At 57.7% G+C, this 18531-nt stretch carries 19 protein-coding genes; 10 read left to right on the forward strand and 9 right to left on the reverse strand.

What is annotated here, in order from left to right; genetic code table 11:
- Positions 1–267: 267 nt before the first annotated feature.
- Entirely contained in the window at positions 268–819 is a 552-nt protein-coding gene (locus WC370_10250) for an AAA family ATPase (GenBank protein ID MFA5309846.1), read from the forward strand.
- On the forward strand, positions 816–1298 hold the full coding sequence (locus WC370_10255; protein ID MFA5309847.1) for a cytidine/deoxycytidylate deaminase family protein: 483 nt from the start codon (positions 816–818) through the stop codon (positions 1296–1298). Before WC370_10250 ends, WC370_10255 begins: the two co-directional genes overlap by 4 nt.
- Positions 1299–1695: 397 nt before the next feature.
- Here the strand turns inward: WC370_10255 and WC370_10260 are convergent, their stop codons facing one another.
- Genes WC370_10260 through WC370_10275 form a run of 4 tightly spaced genes read right to left on the reverse strand, consistent with a single transcriptional unit; the run spans position 1696 to position 5956 of the window.
- Positions 1696–2637 carry a transketolase family protein gene (locus WC370_10260; protein MFA5309848.1) on the reverse strand — a complete coding sequence of 314 codons (942 nt, stop codon included), beginning with the start codon at positions 2635–2637 and terminating at the stop codon, positions 1696–1698.
- Entirely contained in the window at positions 2637–3491 is an 855-nt protein-coding gene (locus tag WC370_10265; GenBank protein ID MFA5309849.1) for a transketolase, read from the reverse strand. The genes WC370_10260 and WC370_10265 overlap by 1 nt, the downstream gene beginning before the upstream one ends.
- A 36-nt stretch (positions 3492–3527) precedes the next feature.
- The gene (locus tag WC370_10270) at positions 3528–4556 is read right to left on the reverse strand and encodes a methyltransferase (protein ID MFA5309850.1); all 1029 of its coding nucleotides are present in this window, start codon (positions 4554–4556) and stop codon (positions 3528–3530) included.
- Positions 4556–5956: an acetyl-CoA carboxylase biotin carboxylase subunit gene (locus tag WC370_10275; protein ID MFA5309851.1), complete on the reverse strand. Its 1401-nt coding sequence runs from the start codon at positions 5954–5956 to the stop codon at positions 4556–4558. Before WC370_10275 ends, WC370_10270 begins: the two co-directional genes overlap by 1 nt.
- A gap of 232 nt (positions 5957–6188) precedes the next feature.
- Between WC370_10275 and WC370_10280 the strand changes: the two genes are divergently transcribed.
- The 4 genes from WC370_10280 to WC370_10295 all read left to right on the forward strand — a co-directional run bounded on the left by WC370_10280 (position 6189) and on the right by WC370_10295 (position 9591).
- A complete protein-coding gene (locus WC370_10280) occupies positions 6189–6929 on the forward strand; it encodes a 50S ribosomal protein L25 (GenBank protein MFA5309852.1) in 741 nt (246 codons plus the stop codon).
- Between the two features lie 40 nt (positions 6930–6969).
- Positions 6970–7818, forward strand: coding sequence for an amidohydrolase family protein (locus tag WC370_10285; protein MFA5309853.1), 849 nt, complete (start codon positions 6970–6972; stop codon positions 7816–7818).
- Positions 7815–8396 carry an RNA 2',3'-cyclic phosphodiesterase gene (gene thpR / locus WC370_10290; protein ID MFA5309854.1) on the forward strand — a complete coding sequence of 194 codons (582 nt, stop codon included), beginning with the start codon at positions 7815–7817 and terminating at the stop codon, positions 8394–8396. Before WC370_10285 ends, thpR begins: the two co-directional genes overlap by 4 nt.
- Positions 8397–8565: 169 nt before the next feature.
- Entirely contained in the window at positions 8566–9591 is a 1026-nt protein-coding gene (locus WC370_10295) for an HD domain-containing phosphohydrolase (protein MFA5309855.1), read from the forward strand.
- A 259-nt stretch (positions 9592–9850) separates the two neighbouring features.
- Here WC370_10295 and mscL read toward each other — a convergent pair whose 3' ends face one another.
- Positions 9851–10306 carry a large conductance mechanosensitive channel protein MscL gene (gene mscL / locus WC370_10300; protein ID MFA5309856.1) on the reverse strand — a complete coding sequence of 152 codons (456 nt, stop codon included), beginning with the start codon at positions 10304–10306 and terminating at the stop codon, positions 9851–9853.
- A gap of 192 nt (positions 10307–10498) precedes the next feature.
- Between mscL and WC370_10305 the strand changes: the two genes are divergently transcribed.
- The 4 genes from WC370_10305 to WC370_10320 all read left to right on the forward strand — a co-directional run bounded on the left by WC370_10305 (position 10499) and on the right by WC370_10320 (position 13819).
- Positions 10499–11239 (forward strand): basic amino acid ABC transporter substrate-binding protein, encoded by a 741-nt coding sequence (locus WC370_10305; protein ID MFA5309857.1) that lies wholly within the window; start codon positions 10499–10501, stop codon positions 11237–11239.
- Between the two features lie 91 nt (positions 11240–11330).
- Positions 11331–12119 carry an amino acid ABC transporter permease gene (locus WC370_10310; GenBank protein MFA5309858.1) on the forward strand — a complete coding sequence of 263 codons (789 nt, stop codon included), beginning with the start codon at positions 11331–11333 and terminating at the stop codon, positions 12117–12119.
- Positions 12119–12856, forward strand: coding sequence for an amino acid ABC transporter ATP-binding protein (locus WC370_10315; GenBank protein ID MFA5309859.1), 738 nt, complete (start codon positions 12119–12121; stop codon positions 12854–12856). Before WC370_10310 ends, WC370_10315 begins: the two co-directional genes overlap by 1 nt.
- A gap of 81 nt (positions 12857–12937) precedes the next feature.
- A complete protein-coding gene (locus WC370_10320; GenBank protein MFA5309860.1) occupies positions 12938–13819 on the forward strand; it encodes a DMT family transporter in 882 nt (293 codons plus the stop codon).
- Between the two features lie 26 nt (positions 13820–13845).
- Here the strand turns inward: WC370_10320 and WC370_10325 are convergent, their stop codons facing one another.
- Genes WC370_10325 through WC370_10340 form a run of 4 tightly spaced genes read right to left on the reverse strand, consistent with a single transcriptional unit; the run spans position 13846 to position 18527 of the window.
- Positions 13846–16512 (reverse strand): hypothetical protein, encoded by a 2667-nt coding sequence (locus WC370_10325; GenBank protein MFA5309861.1) that lies wholly within the window; start codon positions 16510–16512, stop codon positions 13846–13848.
- A gap of 4 nt (positions 16513–16516) precedes the next feature.
- Positions 16517–17041 (reverse strand): prepilin-type N-terminal cleavage/methylation domain-containing protein, encoded by a 525-nt coding sequence (locus WC370_10330; GenBank protein MFA5309862.1) that lies wholly within the window; start codon positions 17039–17041, stop codon positions 16517–16519.
- Complete coding sequence (locus WC370_10335) at positions 17038–17391, reverse strand: type II secretion system protein (protein ID MFA5309863.1); 354 nt, start codon at positions 17389–17391, stop codon at positions 17038–17040. The genes WC370_10330 and WC370_10335 overlap by 4 nt, the downstream gene beginning before the upstream one ends.
- A 23-nt stretch (positions 17392–17414) precedes the next feature.
- Complete coding sequence (locus WC370_10340) at positions 17415–18527, reverse strand: PilT/PilU family type 4a pilus ATPase (GenBank protein ID MFA5309864.1); 1113 nt, start codon at positions 18525–18527, stop codon at positions 17415–17417.
- Positions 18528–18531: the final 4 nt, after the last annotated feature.

Raw genomic sequence — 18531 nt, forward strand, 5'->3', positions numbered from 1 at the left:
GAAAGTGCGATGACTGGCATTGAATCTGTCAAACAGAACGCGCTTGCGGCTGTGATAGAAGACAAGACAGTTTAACGTCAATTGGTCAAACAGCTAGACCAAAAATTGGAATACTCTGGTGAGCCGGTTATTATGACCGGCTCACCTATTTTTGTTTATTATTTGGTCGGACAAGGTGTTTTAGCAGCGGAGAACCCTGATTACCGTTTTCGGGGTGAAGGCCGATGTATCTGTAAAAATTGTCAATTTCTACCCGAACCGCTTATAATGAACGGTATGAAAGTGGTGGCGATAGTTGGTATGACCGGCTCCGGTAAATCCGAGGTGGCCCGGCTTTTCAGCCAGAAGGGCTTTACCGTGGTGAGGTTCGGGGATGTGACCGACGAAGCGGTGAAAAAACTGGGCCTGCCGCTGACCGAAGAGAACGAGCGGCCGGAACGGGAACGCATCCGGCGGGAGCACGGCATGGCGGCTTACGCTATCCTGAGCGCCCCCCGCATCGACGCCGCTTTGAAAAACGCCAGCGTGGCGGTGGACGGGCTCTATTCCTGGGAGGAGTACCTTTACCTTAAAGAGCATTACGGCAGCAATTTTTACGTGGTGGGGGTGTGGTCATCGCCGCAGGACAGGTACCGGCGGCTGTCCGGCCGTAAAGTGAGGCCGCTGACCCCGCAGCAGGCCGTCGGACGCGACCGCGCCGAGATAGAGAACGTTAATAAAGGCGGGCCGATAGCCATGGCGGACTTCACCATACTGAACGACGCCGATATGGGCGCTTTGAAAAAGCAGGTAGAGAGAATAGCGGCGAGGTTAAGATGACGGCAGCCAAACGCCCGGACTTCGACGAATATTGTTTGAAAATAGCCTCCGTGGTGGCGGAGCGCTCCACCTGTTTGCGGCACCACATGGGGGCCATCGCGGTACGGGACAAGCACATTTTAACGACCGGCTATAACGGGGCGCCGGCGGGGGCTAAAGACTGCCTGGAGCTGGGCTGCCTGCGCGACGAGCTGGGCATCGAGTCCGGCACCCGCCACGAGATATGCCGCGCCATCCACGCCGAGCAGAACGTGATTATCCAGGCGGGGCTGCACGGCGTCAGCCTGGAGGGGAGCACCGTTTACTGCACGCACACCCCCTGCGTGCTCTGCGCCAAGATGCTGGTGAACGCCCGGATTGCCCGGTTTGTCAGCTTCGGGCGTTATGCCGACGACCGGTTTATCGAGATATTCAAGGAAGCCGGCATCAAGGTGGACATGAAGGAATGGCCATCCGCGGCGATTAGTTTTTTGGACTGATGATTCCTTTAAGTTTGGAATGACAACCGGAGAAAAAACTCCCTCCTATCCCTCTTTACGAAAGAGGGACGTCAATACCCCAAAATAGTGAGGGATGGATTTCAGCCGTAGTTTAACCCGATTAACATACGGGGTACGGCTGCGCTGGACCCTTCGACGGGGCTCAGGATGAGCGGAGGGATAAGGGGGGGCGGATTCTTCACTGCGTTCAGAATGACAGGGGGCGGGGAAAAGGGGGAGGGGTACGACCAGGTTCCCGCTTTCTCCTTCGACAAGTCCCGATTCCTGCGTCATGTCCCGATTCCCTATGGTCATGCGGGACACCGGATGAGGTACGAATCGGTGCGGGATGGCGACAAAGTCGCTCACTCAGGACGAGCGGGAATGACGGCAGCAACTAAATCTTTCTTTTAACTGCATCGCGTACGGCGGCGGCTATGTCTTTAGACGTCAGCCCGTACCGTACCAAAAGCTCCGCCGGTTTGCCGGACATGCCGAATTTATCCTTGACCGCCACCATTTCCATGGGGACGGGGTGGTGTTTAACGACAATCCGGGCCACGGTGCCGCCCAGCCCGCCGTGCTCCTGGTGCTCCTCGGCGGTAACGATGGCGCCGGTCTCCACGGCGGCTTTAAGGACGGCCGTTTCATCGATAGGTTTGAGGGTGGACATATTGAGCACGCGGCAATCGATGCCTTCCGGCGCTAAAGCGGCGGCGGCTTCCAGGGCGGGCGATACCATCGTGCCGATGGCCATAATCGTCGCGTCCGTGCCTTTTCTCATCTCGTAAGCCTTGCCGATTTCAAACTTATAATCGCCGGCGCAGACCAGCGGCAGCTTGCCGCGGATGAGGCGCACGTAGCAGGGGCCTTGATGGGCGGCCACGGCGCGTATCACCTGGGCCGTCTCGATGCCGTCCGCAGGTATGATGACCGTAAAGCCGGGCAGGGAGCAGACCAGCGCCAGGTCTTCCAGCGCCTGGTGGGAGGCGCCGTCCTCGCCGACGGTCAGGCCGGAGTGGGTGGCCACTATCTTGACGTTGAGCTTGGCCTGGGCCACGGACACCCGTATCTGGTCGAAGCAGCGGCTGGTGGCAAAAACGGCGAAGGTGCTGGCGAAGGGTATCTTGCCGTTGGCGGCCAGACCGGAGGAAATGCCGATCATGTTGGCCTCGGCGATGCCCACCTCGATAAAGCGCGCCGGGAACTCATTTTTGAAGTGATACGTCATGGTGGAGGGGGAAAGGTCGGCGTCCAGCACCACGATGTCCGGGTTCTCGCGGCCCAGCTCCACCAGTGTTTGGCCGTACACGTCACGCAGGGCGACTTCTTCCGCCATCAGGCCAGCTCCTTCAGGGCTTTTTCCAGTTGCTCGGCGTTGGGCGCTTTGCCGTGGAAGTCCACGTTATTTTCCATAAAGCTGACGCCCTTGCCCTTGACGGTATGGGCGATGATGGCGGTGGGCTGCCCTTTAAAGTTACGGGCCACGTCCAGGGCATTCAGCAGCTGGTTAAAATCGTGCCCGTCAATTTCCATGACGTGCCAGCCGAAACACCACCATTTCTGGGGGAAGGGATAGAGTTCCATGATGTCTTTATTAAAGCCGCTCAGCTGGATGCCGTTGTTATCCACGATGGCGGTCAGGTTATCCACTTTAAACATGGCGGCGGACATGGCGGCCTCCCAGGTCTGGCCCTCGTCGCACTCGCCGTCGGAAAGGAGGGCGTAAACGCGCCAGGGGGCTTTATCCAGTCGCCCCGCCAGCGCCGCGCCCACCGCGAACGAGAGCCCCTGCCCCAAACTCCCCGAGGACATTTCCACGCCGGGGGTGGAGGTGCGGTCGGCGTGGCCCTGGAGGATGCTGTCCATCTGCCTTAAAGTATCCAGCTCCGACTTAGCGAAATAGCCGCATTCCGCCAGGGAGGCGTAAAGGACGGGGGCGGCGTGCCCCTTGCTTAAAATAAAGCGGTCGCGTCCACTCCAGGAGGGGTCGGCGGGTTTATGGCGCATGATTTTCCAGTAGAGCGAGACGACGATTTCCACGGCGGATAAAGAGCCGCCGGGATGGCCGCTGCCGGCTTTGGCAATCATGGTGACGATATCGCGGCGCAGTCGTTTAGAGACGGCGGCAAGGTCTTCACGGGAAGAAAAAACCGGGGCATCGTTTTTAGGGATATTACCCGAAGGCGTCATCACGAGTCCATTATATAATGACGGGCGGCGGGGCGTCTATTTACGGCCGATAACGATACTACGATTCAGGATCGTCCGCTTATACCCCACGTCACTAAAGCCTGCCTCTTCCAGTAGCTCCCGCATCTCCCCGAACGAATAGCACTTGCCCTCGGACAGCACCATTAATAGCACGGAGTATTCCGCCACGGAAAGCGGGCCGGTCCTGGCTTTATTGATATGGGCGTCATGGAGGATGATGATGCCGCCCGGACTTAAGTTTTCATAGGAGTTTTTCAGGATGGTGCGGACCTCCGGCAGGTCCCAATCGTGCAAAACGTGGGAGATAAAGTGGACGTCATAGCCGCCGGGCAGGCGGTCCTTAAAGACATCCCCCGCCGCCACCCCGATTTTCTTGTCCAGCCCCAGCTTTTTCAAGGAATAGCGCGCCACCCCGTCCACCGGGGGTTTTTCAAAGACGGCCGCTTTCAGGCGGGGGTAAGCCGTCACCAGCGCCGCGGCGTAAATGCCAGACGCCCCGCCGATATCCAGGAGTTTTTTATAGTCGGTCAAGTCTATAGCTTTCATCACCCCGCCCGCCAGGTACGCCCCCCGGCTGTTCATGCCGGCGGTAAAACCCGCCGCGAAAGCGTCGTCGGCCATGGAGGCCGCCCAGTCCTTGCCGGTCTTGGCGGCGGCCCAGTTGGCCGGTTTGCCGGTGCGCAGCACCTTTTCGATATCCAGGCACACCGGGCGGTCTTTCAGGGAGCTGACGTAGGAGGTCAAATCAAAGCCGGACTCATGGGTAAGGTAGGATTCAGCGGTATCCGTAAGGTAAAATTTCCGGTCTTTAGTTTTCAGCAATCCGTAGGCTTTGAACAGCGTCAGCATCACATCCGCGGGGCGCTCTTTGATATTGAAGGCGCGGCAAATGCCGCCCAGGTCCAGGGGGCGTTCGCTGAGCCGGTTAAAAAAGTCCAAATAGCTTACCGCGGTGATAAAGAGGTCGGCGGCAAAGGCGCTTTCCCGCAGGCCGATGACCCTGGCGGGGGAAAGGGGGGGGATAGCGAACCGGTCAGTCTCCATTATCCAGCCTTGTCCTTACGGGCCAGCTTGCGCACGCGGGCGACGATGTCCTGCTTTTCAATAAAGTTGGTGGTGTACTCGCCGCTGGTGAAGGTCTTGTCCTCCAGCGCCACGCGGTGGAAAGGCAGGTTGGTCTGGATGCCTTCAACTATTATCTCGTCCAGGGCGCACCTCATGCGCTGGATGGCTTCCTCCCTGCTCTTGCCGAAGGTCATCACTTTGCACAGGAGGGGGTCGTAGTAGAACGGCACGGTATAGCCCTGGTAAATGCCCTCGTCGATGCGCAGGCCGGGGCCGTGGGGCAAATACAGCCGGGTTATCTGGCCGGGGGAGGGGAGAAAGTTCTGGGCCACGTTTTCCGCGGTGATGCGGCACTCGATGGACCAGGCCTTGCGGCTGATATCGTCCTGGGTAAAAGAAAGCTGCTCCCCGGCGGCTATTTTTATCTGCTCTTTGACGATGTCCACGTCCGTGACCAGCTCGGTAACGCAGTGCTCCACCTGGAGGCGGGTATTGACCTCGTTAAAGTAGAAATCCTGGGTCTTGGGGATATAGAAAAACTCCACCGTCATGGCGTTGACGTATTTCATGGCCAGGGCGATATCCAGGGCGGCGGCGCCCATTTTCATGCGGAGGTGGGGGGACAATATGGAGCAGGGCGCCTCCTCGATAAGCTTCTGGAAACGCCGCTGGATAGAGCAGTCGCGCTCGCCGAGGTGGATGACGTTGCCGTACTTGTCCGCCAGCACCTGGAACTCGATGTGCTTGATATTGGTGAGGTATTTCTCCAGGTAGAAGGAAGAAACGCCGAAGAGTTTGCGGCCCCGCCCCTCCACGGACTGCACGGCCCTGGCCAGCTCTTTATCATCGTGGGCGACGGTCATGCCGATGCCGCCGCCGCCCCCGGAAGGTTTGACGACGATGGGGTAACCGATGCCGGCGGCCGCTTCCTGCACCTGCTTGTAGCCTTCCACCGTGCCGTTGAGCAGGATATGGTCGTGGCCGGGCACGACGGGGATATTCAGCAGCTTCATCAGGTTGCGGGCGGCGTGCTTGGGCTTGACCTTGTACATGGCCTGGCTGGGGGGGCCGATAAAGGCCATGCCCCGCTGCTCGCACATCTCCGCGAACTCCGGGTTTTCCGCCAGAAAGCCATAGCCGGGGTGGATGGCGTCGGCCTTGCAGGTCTTAGCCACCTCCAGAATCTTTTCCGCGTTGAGGTAGCTTAGCATCGTTTCCGCCGGCCCGATGGGATAGGCTTCATCGGCCAGACGCACGTGCAGCGAGTCTTTGTCCGCGTCCGAATACACGGCGACGGTGCGGATGCCCATCACCCGGCAGGTGCGGATAATGCGCACGGTGATTTCACCGCGGTTGGCTATCAGGATTTTCTTAAACAAATGCTATTCTCCTTGGCAGCGGGATGAAAGTAACATGTTTTTTCTTGCCGGTCAATCAATTGTATTTATGTGACATATTATATCTTATAAGCAGCGGTGAGTCTATGGGTAGGGCGCAAACGGGCAAATCAGTGGAAATAGAGGCAGCGGAGACTGCGCAGCTCCCGGAAGCCCCCAAATTGATTTTTCCCGTAGTTTATGATTAAATTGTAAGGTTGAAAGGGGTACGCAGATGCAGGAACTTAAAATTAAGGCCACTAAAAGGGAAGTGCTCGGGAAAAAATCCCGGTTTTTAAGAAGGCAGGGAATCATTCCGGCGCATCTCTTCGGACATAGTCTGGAATCACAGGCGCTCCAGTGCAACAGCGACGAGCTGATAAAAATACTGGCGCAGGCCGGGACGACACGCCTTATCAGCCTGAAAGTGGAAGGGGATAAGGACGCCCGGACGGTGTTCGTCAGGGAAATACAGCGGGACGCCCTGAGCCGCCAGCTCCTGCACGTTGATTTCTTCCAGGTCAGAAAGGGAGAAAAGATGACCATGGACATCCCCATCGTCCTGGTCGGCGAAGCCCCGGCGATGAAAGGCAAAGGCCGCATCATGTCCCGCGGTCTCAACGTATTGAGCATAGAATGTCTGCCGGAAAAAGTGCCGCCGCAGATTGAAGTCGATATAAGCGTACTAATAGAGCTGGACCAGTCGTTACACGTCAAGGACATCGTTCTCGACCCGGATATCACCGTTCACGACGACCCCGAGCAGCTCGTGGCCAAGGTATCCGAACTCACCGTCAAGGCTGAAGAAGAGAAACCGGCAGCGGCCGAGGCAGCGGCGGTGGCCGAGGGTGAAGAGGGGGCCGAGGCAGGCGCGGAGGGAGCGGCTGGCAAACCGGGAGCGGCCGGCAAACCGGGAGCGGAAGCCGCCACGGACAAGAAACCGGCGGAGAAAAAGGCGCCCGAGAAAAAAGAATAGCCGTTCCGGCCTGAAATCGCTGCGGGTTTGTGGTTTGACGATGATAATAGATTTCCACACGCATGTATTGCCGCCGCAGGTAAAAGAGAAACGCAGCGATTACGCGGCCGGGGACGCGGCTTTCCGCCAGATATACGCCGGGGAAAAAGTCAAAATAGCCGGCGCGCCGGAACTCATCGCCGGGATGGACCGGGATGAGGTGGATATCTCCGTCATCGTCAACTACGGCTGGAGCACGCCCGCCCTGTGCCTGGAGACCAACGACTATATCATGGAGAGCGTGGCGCGTTACCCCCGCCGCCTTATCGGCTTCGGTGCGGTAAGCTCTCTCACGGAAGATATTTCTCTCCGGGAAATAGAGCGCTGCGTGAACGGCGGGCTCAGGGGAATAGGGGAGCTGCGGCCGGACACCCAGGGGCTGGACTACGCCCGCAAGGACCTGCTCAAGCCTTTCTGCTATTTACTTTTAAAACACAAACTTATCGTTCTCACCCATGCCTCGGAGCCGGTGGGGCATATTTACCCCGGCAAGGGGAACGCCACGCCCGGCCTGCTGTATTCTTTTATCAACGGTCTTCCGGATGTGCCGGTGGTCTGCGCCCACTGGGGGGGCGGCCTGCCGTTTTACACCCTGATGCCGGAGGTGCGGGCGGCGCTGGAAAACGTGTATTACGATACGGCGATTTCGCCGTATCTGTATAGGCCGGAAATATACCGGCAGGTAAGCCAGTTGACCGGGGCGGACCGGATTATCTTCGGGAGCGATTTCCCGGTGATAGCCCAGAGCCGGGTCATCAATGAAATCAAAGCCGCCGATATCCCGGAAGACGCCAGGCAGGAAATCCTCTACGGCAATGCCGCCAGGCTGCTCGGAGTAAAGTCCATATGATGGAGCAGATACGCTCGTTCGTCGCCATCGAGCTGCCCCAGGACGTGAAGCGGGCGCTGGCCTCCCTGGAGGAAAAGCTGAAAGCCTCCGGCGGGGCGCCGGTAAAGTGGGTGGAGCCGGAAAGCATCCATTTGACGCTCAAGTTCCTGGGGGATATAGAAAGCGGCGCCGCCGGGGGCATAACCGCGGCGCTCAAGGAAGCCGCCCGCGGCACCCGCCCTTTCTCCATCGCCGTGAGCGGGCTGGGCGTGTTCCCGGATACGCGGCGCGTCCGGGTGGTCTGGGTGGGGCTGACCGGAGACCTGGATATTCTCGCCGGACTGCAAAAACGCGTCGAGGCGGCGCTGGTGCCGCTGGGCTTTCCCGCCGAGGGCCGCGCCTTTACCCCCCACCTCACCATCGCCCGGGTGCGGGACTACGCCGCGCCGGACGCCAGGCAGGCGCTGGGACAGCTTATAAGCAAAACATCGTTCGGGGCAAGCCATGAGATAAAAGTCAGCGGCTTTAGCCTGATGCGCAGCCAGCTCACCCGCGAAGGCCCGGTTTACACCCGGCTCAGTACCATCGGGTTACAATAAAGTCGGGTACCCCGGCCCCAATCTCCCCGCATAATCGTGTTTTCCTTCGTCTGAAAGTCCTTGAAATTTATTTTTTGTTTATGCCCCGCCGGGGCTTATTAATATCTTGTTTAGCATTCACCTCCTAAAATAACGGTGTACATTTGGTAAAGCACCAGGAGGCTTGGGAATGACAACGTCTAAAGAGAGTATATTACTGGTCGATGATGAGGAAGCCATCCGGTGCATATTATCCCGGGGCTTGAGTATACGCGGTTATATCTGTGACGAAGCGGAAAGCGGCGAACAGGCTCTAAACAAGCTGGACAGCAAACCTTCCGACCTCGTGATAATGGATATCAATATGCCGGGGAGGCCCGGCAATGAAGTGCTGCCGGATATCACCAGGCTTTTCCCGGAGACGGCGGTTATCATGGCCAGCGGCGTGAATGACGCCAGGGTAATCGCCAAATGCATCCAGGACGGCGCGCAGGACTACATCAACAAGCCGTTCAAGTTCGAGCAGATTTTAAAGAGCGTCACCGGCACGCTGGACAAGCGCAAGGTGGCGCTGGAAATCCAGCGCTATTTGCAGGAGTTGGGCAAAAAAGCGGATAAACAGGAAATAGAGCCGCGGCGCCTGTTCCTCAGCGCTATCCAGACGCTGGTAAATACGCTGGAAGCCTGTGATTCCTATACCAAAGACCATTCCCAGGCGGTGGCGGAAACCGCCGTGGCGCTGGGGATACAGATGAAACTCGGGTCGGAGGAGCTGGAAGACCTGCACTGGGCGGCCTTACTGCATGACGTGGGCAAAATAGCGGTAGACCCGGATATTCTCAACAAGCCCAGCGAGCTGACGTCCAGCGAGTACCGGCACATTATGACCCATGCCATCATCGGGCCGAACCTGGTGCGCCCTTTCGTGAATGACAGGGTAGTGGACATAATATCACACCACCACGATCACTTCGACGGCGGCGGGCTGGACCAGATTATACGCGGCAAGGAAATCCCGCTGGGCGCCAGGATTGTAGCCCTGGCCGACGCCTACCACGCCATGATTGCCGATCGGCCTTACCGCAAGGCGCTTACCCGGACGGACGCCATAGAAGAAATCCAGTGGTACAGCGGCACCCAGTTCGACCCAATATTAGCCAATGCCATGATTAACCTGATAAAGCAGCAGCAGATAAAAATAGGGGGTAGAGATTAGGGGGCAGGGAATAGGGGTTAGAGATTTTGGGGCAGGCAATATAGCCTGCCCTTTTTTTATTGGCCCGGCAATAGTGGAGAAAATAAGAGTTTTTGTATTACTTTATAGTGGCTAACCTCTCCCCCTGTGTCCCCCCGCCTGCCAAAGTCTTGTACCGCGGGCAGGCCTCTCCGCCGGCAGAGAGGGGGAATCATTTACCTGACAGGACAGCTACGGGGGATTCTCACGGTCGCTACGCTCCCTCAGAATGACACTATTATTATTTCAGCTCCGAGGTGCAGTTGGGGCAGCGCGTGGCTTTAATGGAGATGGCAGTGAAGCAATAGGGACACTCCTTTGTGGCGGGCGGCGCGGCTACGGCTTCCTCCCTGGGCGCGTGCAGGCGGGCAATGGGGCGTATCACGAAGAAAAAGATGACCGCCGCCACGATGAGGAAATTGATAATCGTGTTGATGAACTGCCCATAGTTGATGGTCACCGCGCCGGCTTCTTTAGCGGCGGCCAGGGACGCGTACGGGCCGGGGATCGCGCCATCCCGGATAACCGCCATCAGGTTGGAAAAATCAATATTGTGCAGCGCCAGGCCGATGGGCGGCATGACGATATCATTGACCAGTGAGGTCACGATAGCCCCGAAAGCCACCCCCACCACGATGCCAACCGCCAGATCCACCACGTTCCCCCTGGTGATAAAGGCCTTAAAATCTTTCAGCATTTTTCCCTCCTTCTTGTTTGCAGGCAACGTCGGAAAACAAGGCATTTAGAAATGATGTTGAGATATTATACCTCCCTTAACAAAAGTTAACAATTACCTCTATTTTCCCTCTGATTTTCTTAACAAACTTTTCAAACACGGCTGACTTTGTTATGATGTTACCGAGCCAGAATAATTCTTGAGGAGGACTTGATGAAAAAACTGCTAATGCTTGCGGTCATTGGGGTGCTGCTGGGCGGGATAATATTTACCTCCTGCAGCTCGGAGCCGACCAAGATAAAGGTCGTGACCGATGCTACCTACCCGCCCTTCGAGACCATCAACGACAACAAGGTTATCGAGGGCTTCGACATCGACGTGATGAACGCCATCGCGGAAAAAGCGAACCTGGAAATAGAGTTCGTTAACGTTGGCTGGGATCCGCTGCTGGCCGGCATGGCGCAGGGCACCTATGACATCGCCATCTCCTGCATCACCATCACCCCCGCCCGCGCCGAGGAAATGCTGTTTTCCGACCCCTACTACACCGCCGGGCAGATGGTAGTCGTGGCTAAAGACAACACCACCTTCACCAGCAAGGACAACCTGACCGGCAGCGTGGGCGCCCAGCTGGGCACCACCGGCGCCATGGAAGTGGAAAAGCTCTCCGGCGTCACGCTGAGAAACTACGATACAATCGCCCTGGCTTTCCAGGACCTGATGAATGGCCAGATTAACGGCGTTATCTGCGATGCGCCGGTTGCCGCCAACTGGGTCAGCCTGAACCCGGACAAGCTGAAGACTATCGGCGAGATGTTCACCACGGAAAGCTACGGTATCGCCCTGGCCAAGGGCCAGACGGACCTGCTGGCAAAAATCAACAAGGCGCTGGCTGCCGTCAAATCCGAAGGCCTGATAGACCAGTATGCCGCCAAATGGCTAGCCGGAGGGTAAACCAAGGTTGCCTTTAAAGGACCTGTTCAGGAATCCGGGCAGAGTGTTTTCCGGGAGGCCAACGCCTCGGCCAGCACCACCGCCGGAACCGGTGAAAATCGAGTTCATGCCGGGGTCGGAGCCTACCGCGAGCCTCGACCCCTGGTGGTGGCTGGTAGCAGGTGTTGTCGTTATTTTCGTCCTGCTGATAACACTCAAATCAGATCCCTACTGGGGTATGTTCAAGTTCCTGGTGGACGGGTTGTGGCTTACCATCCAGCTCACGCTTATCTCTTTTGTCTTTATCCTGATAGTGGGCATGATAGGCGGGCTGGGCAGAATCGCTAATAATCCCGTCATTCACTTTATCACGACACTCTACGTGGAAATGGTACGCGGTATACCGCTGCTGGTACAGCTTATCTGGTGGTATTACGCCGCCCCGGCAGTGGTTAAGGACATCGGGCGGGCCATCCACTTTTCCGCCATGGAGAACTACACCTCCAGCGCCATGTTCCTGGCCATTGTGGGGCTGGTGATTTGCTACGGCGCTTACATGGCGGAGATCTTCCGCGCCGGCATCCAGAGCGTGCCCAAGGGGCAGATGGAAGCGGCCCGCAGCCAGGGCATGAACTATTTCCAGGCGATGAGGTACATCGTCATGCCCCAGGCTTTCCGGGTGGTGCTGCCGCCGGTGGGTAACGAGTTCATCATGCTGATAAAGGACACCTCGCTGGTGAGCGCCGTGGCCCTGGCCGACATCACCCGCCGCGGCCACGAGTACATGGCGGCCCACTTTAACCCCATCGAAACCTGGACGATGGTCGCCCTGATGTACCTTATCCTGACCCTGGTTTCCGCACGTATCGTATACTGGCTGGAAAAGAGGAGAAAATACTAGTGCCGGAACCGATCATCCATATAGATAACGTACATAAGTACTTCGGGCGGGTGCACGCTTTGCGCGGCGTCAGCCTGGACGTGCAGGTCGGCGAGGTGGTGGTTATCCTGGGGCCGTCCGGCTCCGGCAAGTCCACTTTGCTGCGCTGCATCAACCACCTGGAGGTCAACAACTCCGGGGAGATAGTGGTGGACGGCATACGCCTCAAGAGCGCCAAAGACATTAACGCGGTGCGGCGGGAGGTGGGCATGGTCTTCCAGTCCTTCAATCTCTTTTCCCACCTCAGCGTGCTGGAGAACCTGACGCTGGCCCAGCGCATGGTGCGCCGGCGGCCCAAGGCGGAGGCGCAACAGGTGGCCATCGCCCTGCTGAACAAGGTTGGCATCACGGAAAAAGCGGACTGTTACCCCAGCCAGCTTTCCGGGGGGCAGCAGCAGCGCGTGGCCATCGCCCGCGCTCTGGCGATGAACCCCAAGATAATGCTTTTCGACGAACCGACCAGCGCCCTGGACCCGGAGATGATTAAAGAGGTGCTGGACGTCATGCTGGCCCTGGCTAAAGAGGGCATGACCATGGTGGTGGTGTCCCATGAGATGGGCTTCGCCCGGGCGGCGGCCAGCCGCTGTATCTTCATGGATGAAGGCCAGATTGTGGAAGAAGGGCCGCCGGAACGGCTTTTCTCCAACCCCACCCAGGAGCGCACCAAGCTGTTCCTGAGCAAAGTGCTGCAAATATAGCGCAGCCGCCCCCCTCTTGACAGCGGACACGCATGATGCACGGGCTATTTTCTCACACTTAGTTACAGACATGGAGCACGTATGCCATTAAAATGGAAGTCTTCCCCCGGATTCGCCATGATAGCACTTACCGCGATGACGGCTATCTGGGGCTGGACGTTCCTTATCGTTAAAGACGCCATCGCCAAGATGCCGGTAATGGACTTCCTGGCGGTGCGGTTCGCCGTGGCGACTATCGTGATGCTGGCCGCGCGGCCGCAGAGCGTGCGGCGCATCAGCGGGCGGGGGCTGTGGCAGGGGGTGGTGCTGGGGGTGCTGCTGGGCATGAGCTATATCACCCAGACCTACGGGCTGCGCACCGTCTCCCCGGCGGTTTCCGGTTTCATCACCGGCATGTCCGTGGTCTTTACGCCGGTCCTGGCCTGGCTGATGCTGCGGCATAAAATCAACGGCCGTACCTGGATAGCGGTGGCGCTGGCGCTGGCCGGGCTGGCCATACTCAGCCTGCACGGCTGGGCTTTCGGGGGGGGAGAGCTGCTTACCGTGGCCTGCGCGTTGTTCGTGGCTTTCCAGGTGGTGGGGCTGGGGGAGTGGTCGCCGCACCATGAGGCCTACAGCCTGGCGCTGGTGCAGGTGGGCACGTCCGCCGTGATAATGCTGCTAGCCGCGGCGCCCGGGGGCATAATGCTGCCGCCGGATTTAGTTACCTGGGGCACGGTGGTGATTACCGCCGTTCTGGCTACCGCCCTGGCTTTCGTGGTGCAGACCTGGGCGCAGTCCGTCATTTCACCCACGCACACGGCGGTCATCCTGACCATGGAGCCGGTTTTCGCCGGGATATTCAGCGTGGCCGCCGGCGAGGACAACCTGAATTTCAGATTAATCGGCGGGGCGGCCTGCGTGCTGCTGGCGATGCTGATAGCCCAGCTGAAAATAGGGAAGCGCCGCCGGCAGGCCGGATAACTATATTCTCTCAATCCCCCGGATAGCTAGTACATCCCGTTAATGATGCGGTAGCTCAGGATGCCGCCCATGGACGTCTCGCTCCGGAAGGAGATGATGATATATATCATGTTCCAGATATCGGTATGGGTCACCATGTCAATGCGCGCGTAGGTATCGCCCGGCGAAAGGATATGACTGTCCCAGGTTATATACTGGCCGTTAGGCGGGTCGATGCCCAGGGTATCGATATCTATGCCGTCGTAACTACCCAGCCCCAGCGAGGTGCTGTTGAACACATTATCCGGGTTATTTTTGGAGTTGTCCGCGGTATTGGTGCCGTCCCAGAGTTTCACCCCGTTCATGGCTATGTAGTCGTTTTGGTACCAGACATCGCCCTCGCCCATATAGGTGGTTAGCTTGGCGGCATTAGCATCCAGCAATGCCTGGGCGGCAGCGCCCCCGCCGCCGCCGCCGGTCAGGATGACCGACGGCGGGCTGGTGTAACCCTGCCCCGCGTTGGTAACGATGATGCGGGTAACCTTGCCGTTAGCTATCTCGGCTGTAGCCTTGGCGCCCGTGCCGTTACCGACGAAGGTGACCGTGGGGGCGGAAGTATAGCCGTAACCCCCGTTGGAAACGGTGACGCCGGCAACCCCGGTAATCCGGGGCGGGACGATAAAGCCGGATATATAGCCCCCCGGCTCCCCGTCACCATCAAAATCAACATTTACGCCGCTGGATGTGTTCTGGTTGGAGTAAATGAAGTTATCGAAGAGATAGAGCTGGTGGCCCTGCGTGGCCGGGCTGGTGTAGATAATTATCAGCGACCAGTTGGCGTAAGCCCATTCGTCCTCCGGCGACGCGCTGGCGTAGATGCCGCCCACGCTGTAGGTGGCATAGCCGGGCCAGTTGACGGCCGGGTCCACCGGCGCCTGGCTGTACTTTCTTACCAGCTTGGTAACGTCACAGAAGCTGGAATAGGAAAAACCGTGCGGGGAGGAGCCGGAATAGTTGGGTAATACCTGGGACCTGGTGGCGTTCAGCTCCTGGCTGCCCTGTTTGGGCTCGCCGCTGGCGTCCAGGTACACCTGTTTGAAGCCGGTGCCGTCATTTATCTTGAAGACCACCGAGGTGTCCGGGGTGGTGGCTGTCACCATCAGGTTATTGATATAAATATGTTCGCTGCTGGAGTCCAGGGTCTGGTAAAAACGCAGCATAAAACCGGCCTTGGCGTAGGTCTTGGGGACCTCGAAGCTGAAGGTGCCGGGCACGTTGTTGCCGTAGCATATCTGGATATTGCCGCTCCAGGTACTACCGCCGTTATTAGAGATGGCGTAATAAAGAGCGTCGGAGTTTTCCAGGGTGCCGCCCCGGCTCAGTTCCATGGAGACGGTTACAGTGCCGTAGGCGTATTCCGCCAGCGCCAGGCTGCCGGCGGCGGTGAGGGTCCTATCGGCGGTAGTCCCGCCGGGATCGCCTCTGCCCTGGAACCTGCCGCTGGCAATAGACCAGAGACTGCCCGCGGTCCACGGCCAGCTGCCGCTGCCGCCGCTGGGGTCGGATATAATCGTCGTCGCCGCGTTTTCATTTTCCCAGCCGGACCAGTAAAGGAAGGCGTAAGCCACATCGGCGTCCGTGGGAATATTATCGCCGGTAACGGCGGCGGTGCTGGGGTCGTGCCAGGTCTCGCGGTTATGGTCGCCGTCCGAGTCCGATAAGTTGGAGTTGCCGGTGGCGTAATAGTCCCCGGCGATGGCCTGCTGGAGCTGGCGCAGCTCCGATTTGGCAAAATAGCTTTCCACGACGGTTTCGCCCACCGCGGACCTTACCTTGTAAACCTTGATATCCGCATTCCAGGAATAAGGAATGCCGTAATCCAGACCGTTGCCGGTCTTAATCCAGGGAACGGCATAAGGCTCCAGGCTGGGCTGTGTCTGGTCGTCGCATTTAAAGTAGAAAGTGAAGCTCATGATAACCGGCAGGACGCCCTCGCTGGGGAAATCATCAAAATGAGGCGGAGAGGCATAGTTCCAGATTACCGCCTGGTTGCCGGCCCACTGGGAGGTGGCCACCATCACTGGATGGCCGGAGATGGGGCTGGTCTCCAGACTGCTCTTGTGGGTGGCATCCGTGTAGTACGAAAAACCGCGCGGCAGCCATACGCCGAAGGCGGCCACGGTTAAGTCCTCGCCGTCATCAGGGTAATAGGTATATTTGGCCTCGTATCTTGAAATCTGGCTCCCGCCCGCGAGGGGGATGCCGGTCTGTACCGTATCACCGGTTACCATCAGCTTGTTGGACTCTATAATGGCGCGGGCCTGAGAAGGGGACAATACCGGAATGTCCTTGAGCAGCCAGATGTTCTGCACGCTGACATTCGTCATCAGCCCGTTTACCGGCTCGTCAAGATAGTAGGACCAGACGGTATTATAGTCATAGGGCTCGTAGTCAGGGCTATGGAATAAACTGGGAAGCTGGTCGTTTCTTATCTGCCAGGTAGCGTCCTCAATCCCTGATTTGGCGGCGTAGTTTTCATCCGTTTTCTGCTGGTAAACCTGCCCGTTTTTCAGCGAATTATTGATGAGGGACAGCACCGGGGCGAGGACCAGGCTGCCGAGCACCAGTAACACCAGCACCATGACCATGGCCTGGCCGCTTTCACGGCGGCGCGGTATTTTGGCTATTTTGGCGGTAAATCTGTTATTTTTCATATTATTACGGCATGGACCTCATGAAAATTTCACGCATATTTGTCACGCTGACGGCGTGGGCGCCTTCCCCGACGGTGGAGGTCACCCGCAGCGTAAGTGTACGGTTGGAAAATTCGCAGGTAGTATTTTCGGAAACCATGTTCACGGATTCCGCCAGCAAGGTCTGGACGGGCGTGCCATTGTTAACGGAATAGCTCCTCTTGAGCTGGCCGTTTACCACGGTATAGACCACCCGGTAGGTAGTGTTGCCCCAATCCACCCAGCTTAAGGTAAGCGGGAACCCGGTGGGCCCGCCGATTCCTATGGACTGGGACATTTCCGCGTCCCGGCTGATCCAGTGTACGGCGTTCATGGTAAACTGGCTGGCGGTGGTGTAATCCCTGTTTTTGGCGCTCTGTCTCACCATCTGGAAGGTGGCGGTAGAGACCGCGGCGCCGACAACGGTGATAATGAACAGCGCCAGGACAACCTCCAGCAGGGAGAACCCTCGCCGGCCCTTTAAAATATGACGTAATTTGCCTGACATCATCGGATTACCTTATAGCTTTCCAGTTTGGTTAGTTCTTTATCCTGGTGCCACACCGTCACCGTTATTTTCTGGATATCACCGTCAAACATATTAGCGATGTGGATATCGGTGGTATAGCCGCTGTATTCCGGAGGCATATCCATAGGGTAATAGAAGTAGGAGTAAGGCTGGTTCAGGATAACGTCCATCTGGGACGCGGCTATAATCCTGGCGGCGGTATGCTCGCCGGAAATCATACGGGAATTAGAGGTAGTCCCCAAAGCGCTCAGGAACACCCCGCCGATTATCCCCAGCAGCGCCAGGGCCACCACCAGCTCAACTAATGTAGAACCTTTTTGGTTTTTTTCCATTGTCTGTTTCCGTAACCGATTGCCTAGTTGGCGTTGTTAGTCCACGCGTGGTTATTGGCCGACGCGGAGCTTCCCCGCTGCGTCATCCGGTCTTTTAGCTGAAGGCGGTCCACGCAGCTGGCCAGCGCCTCCTCCCGGCTTATCCGGCCTTCTTTATGCAGCTTGAAAATGGCGTCATCGAGCGTCTGCATGCCCTTTTCACTGGCGCTCTGAATGACTGTCAAAAGCTGATAGTTCTTCTTGGAGCGGATAAGATTGGATACCGCCTGGTTATTCAACATGACTTCACAGGCTACCACGCGGCCGGCGCCGTCCGTGGTGGGGATGAGTTTCTGGTAAATTACGCCGGCTAAAATGTCCGCCAGCTGCACGCGCACCTGTTCCTGCTGGTGCGGCGGGAACACATCTATAATACGGTCGATGGCGTTCACCACGTTAGGGGTATGGAGGGTGGTCAGCACCAGGTGGCCGGTCTCCGCGGCGGTGAGGGTGTTGGATATTGAGTCCAGGTCACGCATTTCTCCGATAAGCAGGACATCAGGGTCCTGGCGCAGCGCGTGACGGATGGCGGAGGAAAAAGACTGGGTATCCATGCCCACCTCGCGCTGGGAAAAGGAGCAAAGCTTGTCCTGGTGCAGGTACTCGATGGGGTCTTCGATGGTAATCACCATTTTCTTGGTTTTTTCATTCATATAGCCGATCATGGCGGCGAGGGTGGTGGATTTGCCGCAGCCGGTCGGGCCGCAGATAAGAATCAGCCCGCTGTTTTTCAGGGCGAGCTCCTTGCAGACGTTGGGCAGCAGCAGGTCGTCTATAGTAGGGATATTGGTCTGTATCAGGCGGCAGGTCAGGCATAAAGTGCCGCGCTGGATGTAGGCGCTGAAGCGGAAACGGCCGATGGGGCCATCGGCATAGGAGAAGTCCAGCTCCTTGTCCCGGTCAAAAAACTCTCTCTGTTTTTCAGACGTGATTTCCCTGAAGAACTGCTCCATCAAATCGCTGTTTATAGCGCCGCAGGTATCAATGTACTGCAATACGCCGTTGACGCGCATCAGGGGCCTGGTATCGACCTTCAAATGAAGGTCGGAGGCATTATTGTCCCGCAGTATTTTCAATAAATCATCAAGGTGCTGCATTTTC

It is taken from the genome of Dehalococcoidales bacterium (assembly GCA_041652735.1).
Classification (GTDB): domain Bacteria; phylum Chloroflexota; class Dehalococcoidia; order Dehalococcoidales; family RBG-16-60-22; genus RBG-13-51-18.

Coding starts and splice junctions, on each gene's coding strand:
- WC370_10250 (MFA5309846.1), top strand. CDS start 268: ATGAACGGTATGAAAGTGGTGGCGATAGTTGGTATGACCGGCTCCGGT.
- WC370_10255 (MFA5309847.1), top strand. CDS start 816: ATGACGGCAGCCAAACGCCCGGACTTCGACGAATATTGTTTGAAAATA.
- WC370_10260 (MFA5309848.1), bottom strand. CDS start 2,637: ATGGCGGAAGAAGTCGCCCTGCGTGACGTGTACGGCCAAACACTGGTG.
- WC370_10265 (MFA5309849.1), bottom strand. CDS start 3,491: ATGACGCCTTCGGGTAATATCCCTAAAAACGATGCCCCGGTTTTTTCT.
- WC370_10270 (MFA5309850.1), bottom strand. CDS start 4,556: ATGGAGACTGACCGGTTCGCTATCCCCCCCCTTTCCCCCGCCAGGGTC.
- WC370_10280 (MFA5309852.1), top strand. CDS start 6,189: ATGCAGGAACTTAAAATTAAGGCCACTAAAAGGGAAGTGCTCGGGAAA.
- WC370_10285 (MFA5309853.1), top strand. CDS start 6,970: ATGATAATAGATTTCCACACGCATGTATTGCCGCCGCAGGTAAAAGAG.
- thpR (MFA5309854.1), top strand. CDS start 7,815: ATGATGGAGCAGATACGCTCGTTCGTCGCCATCGAGCTGCCCCAGGAC.
- WC370_10295 (MFA5309855.1), top strand. CDS start 8,566: ATGACAACGTCTAAAGAGAGTATATTACTGGTCGATGATGAGGAAGCC.
- mscL (MFA5309856.1), bottom strand. CDS start 10,306: ATGCTGAAAGATTTTAAGGCCTTTATCACCAGGGGGAACGTGGTGGAT.
- WC370_10305 (MFA5309857.1), top strand. CDS start 10,499: ATGAAAAAACTGCTAATGCTTGCGGTCATTGGGGTGCTGCTGGGCGGG.
- WC370_10320 (MFA5309860.1), top strand. CDS start 12,938: ATGCCATTAAAATGGAAGTCTTCCCCCGGATTCGCCATGATAGCACTT.
- WC370_10325 (MFA5309861.1), bottom strand. CDS start 16,512: ATGAAAAATAACAGATTTACCGCCAAAATAGCCAAAATACCGCGCCGC.
- WC370_10330 (MFA5309862.1), bottom strand. CDS start 17,041: ATGATGTCAGGCAAATTACGTCATATTTTAAAGGGCCGGCGAGGGTTC.
- WC370_10335 (MFA5309863.1), bottom strand. CDS start 17,391: ATGGAAAAAAACCAAAAAGGTTCTACATTAGTTGAGCTGGTGGTGGCC.
- WC370_10340 (MFA5309864.1), bottom strand. CDS start 18,527: ATGCAGCACCTTGATGATTTATTGAAAATACTGCGGGACAATAATGCC.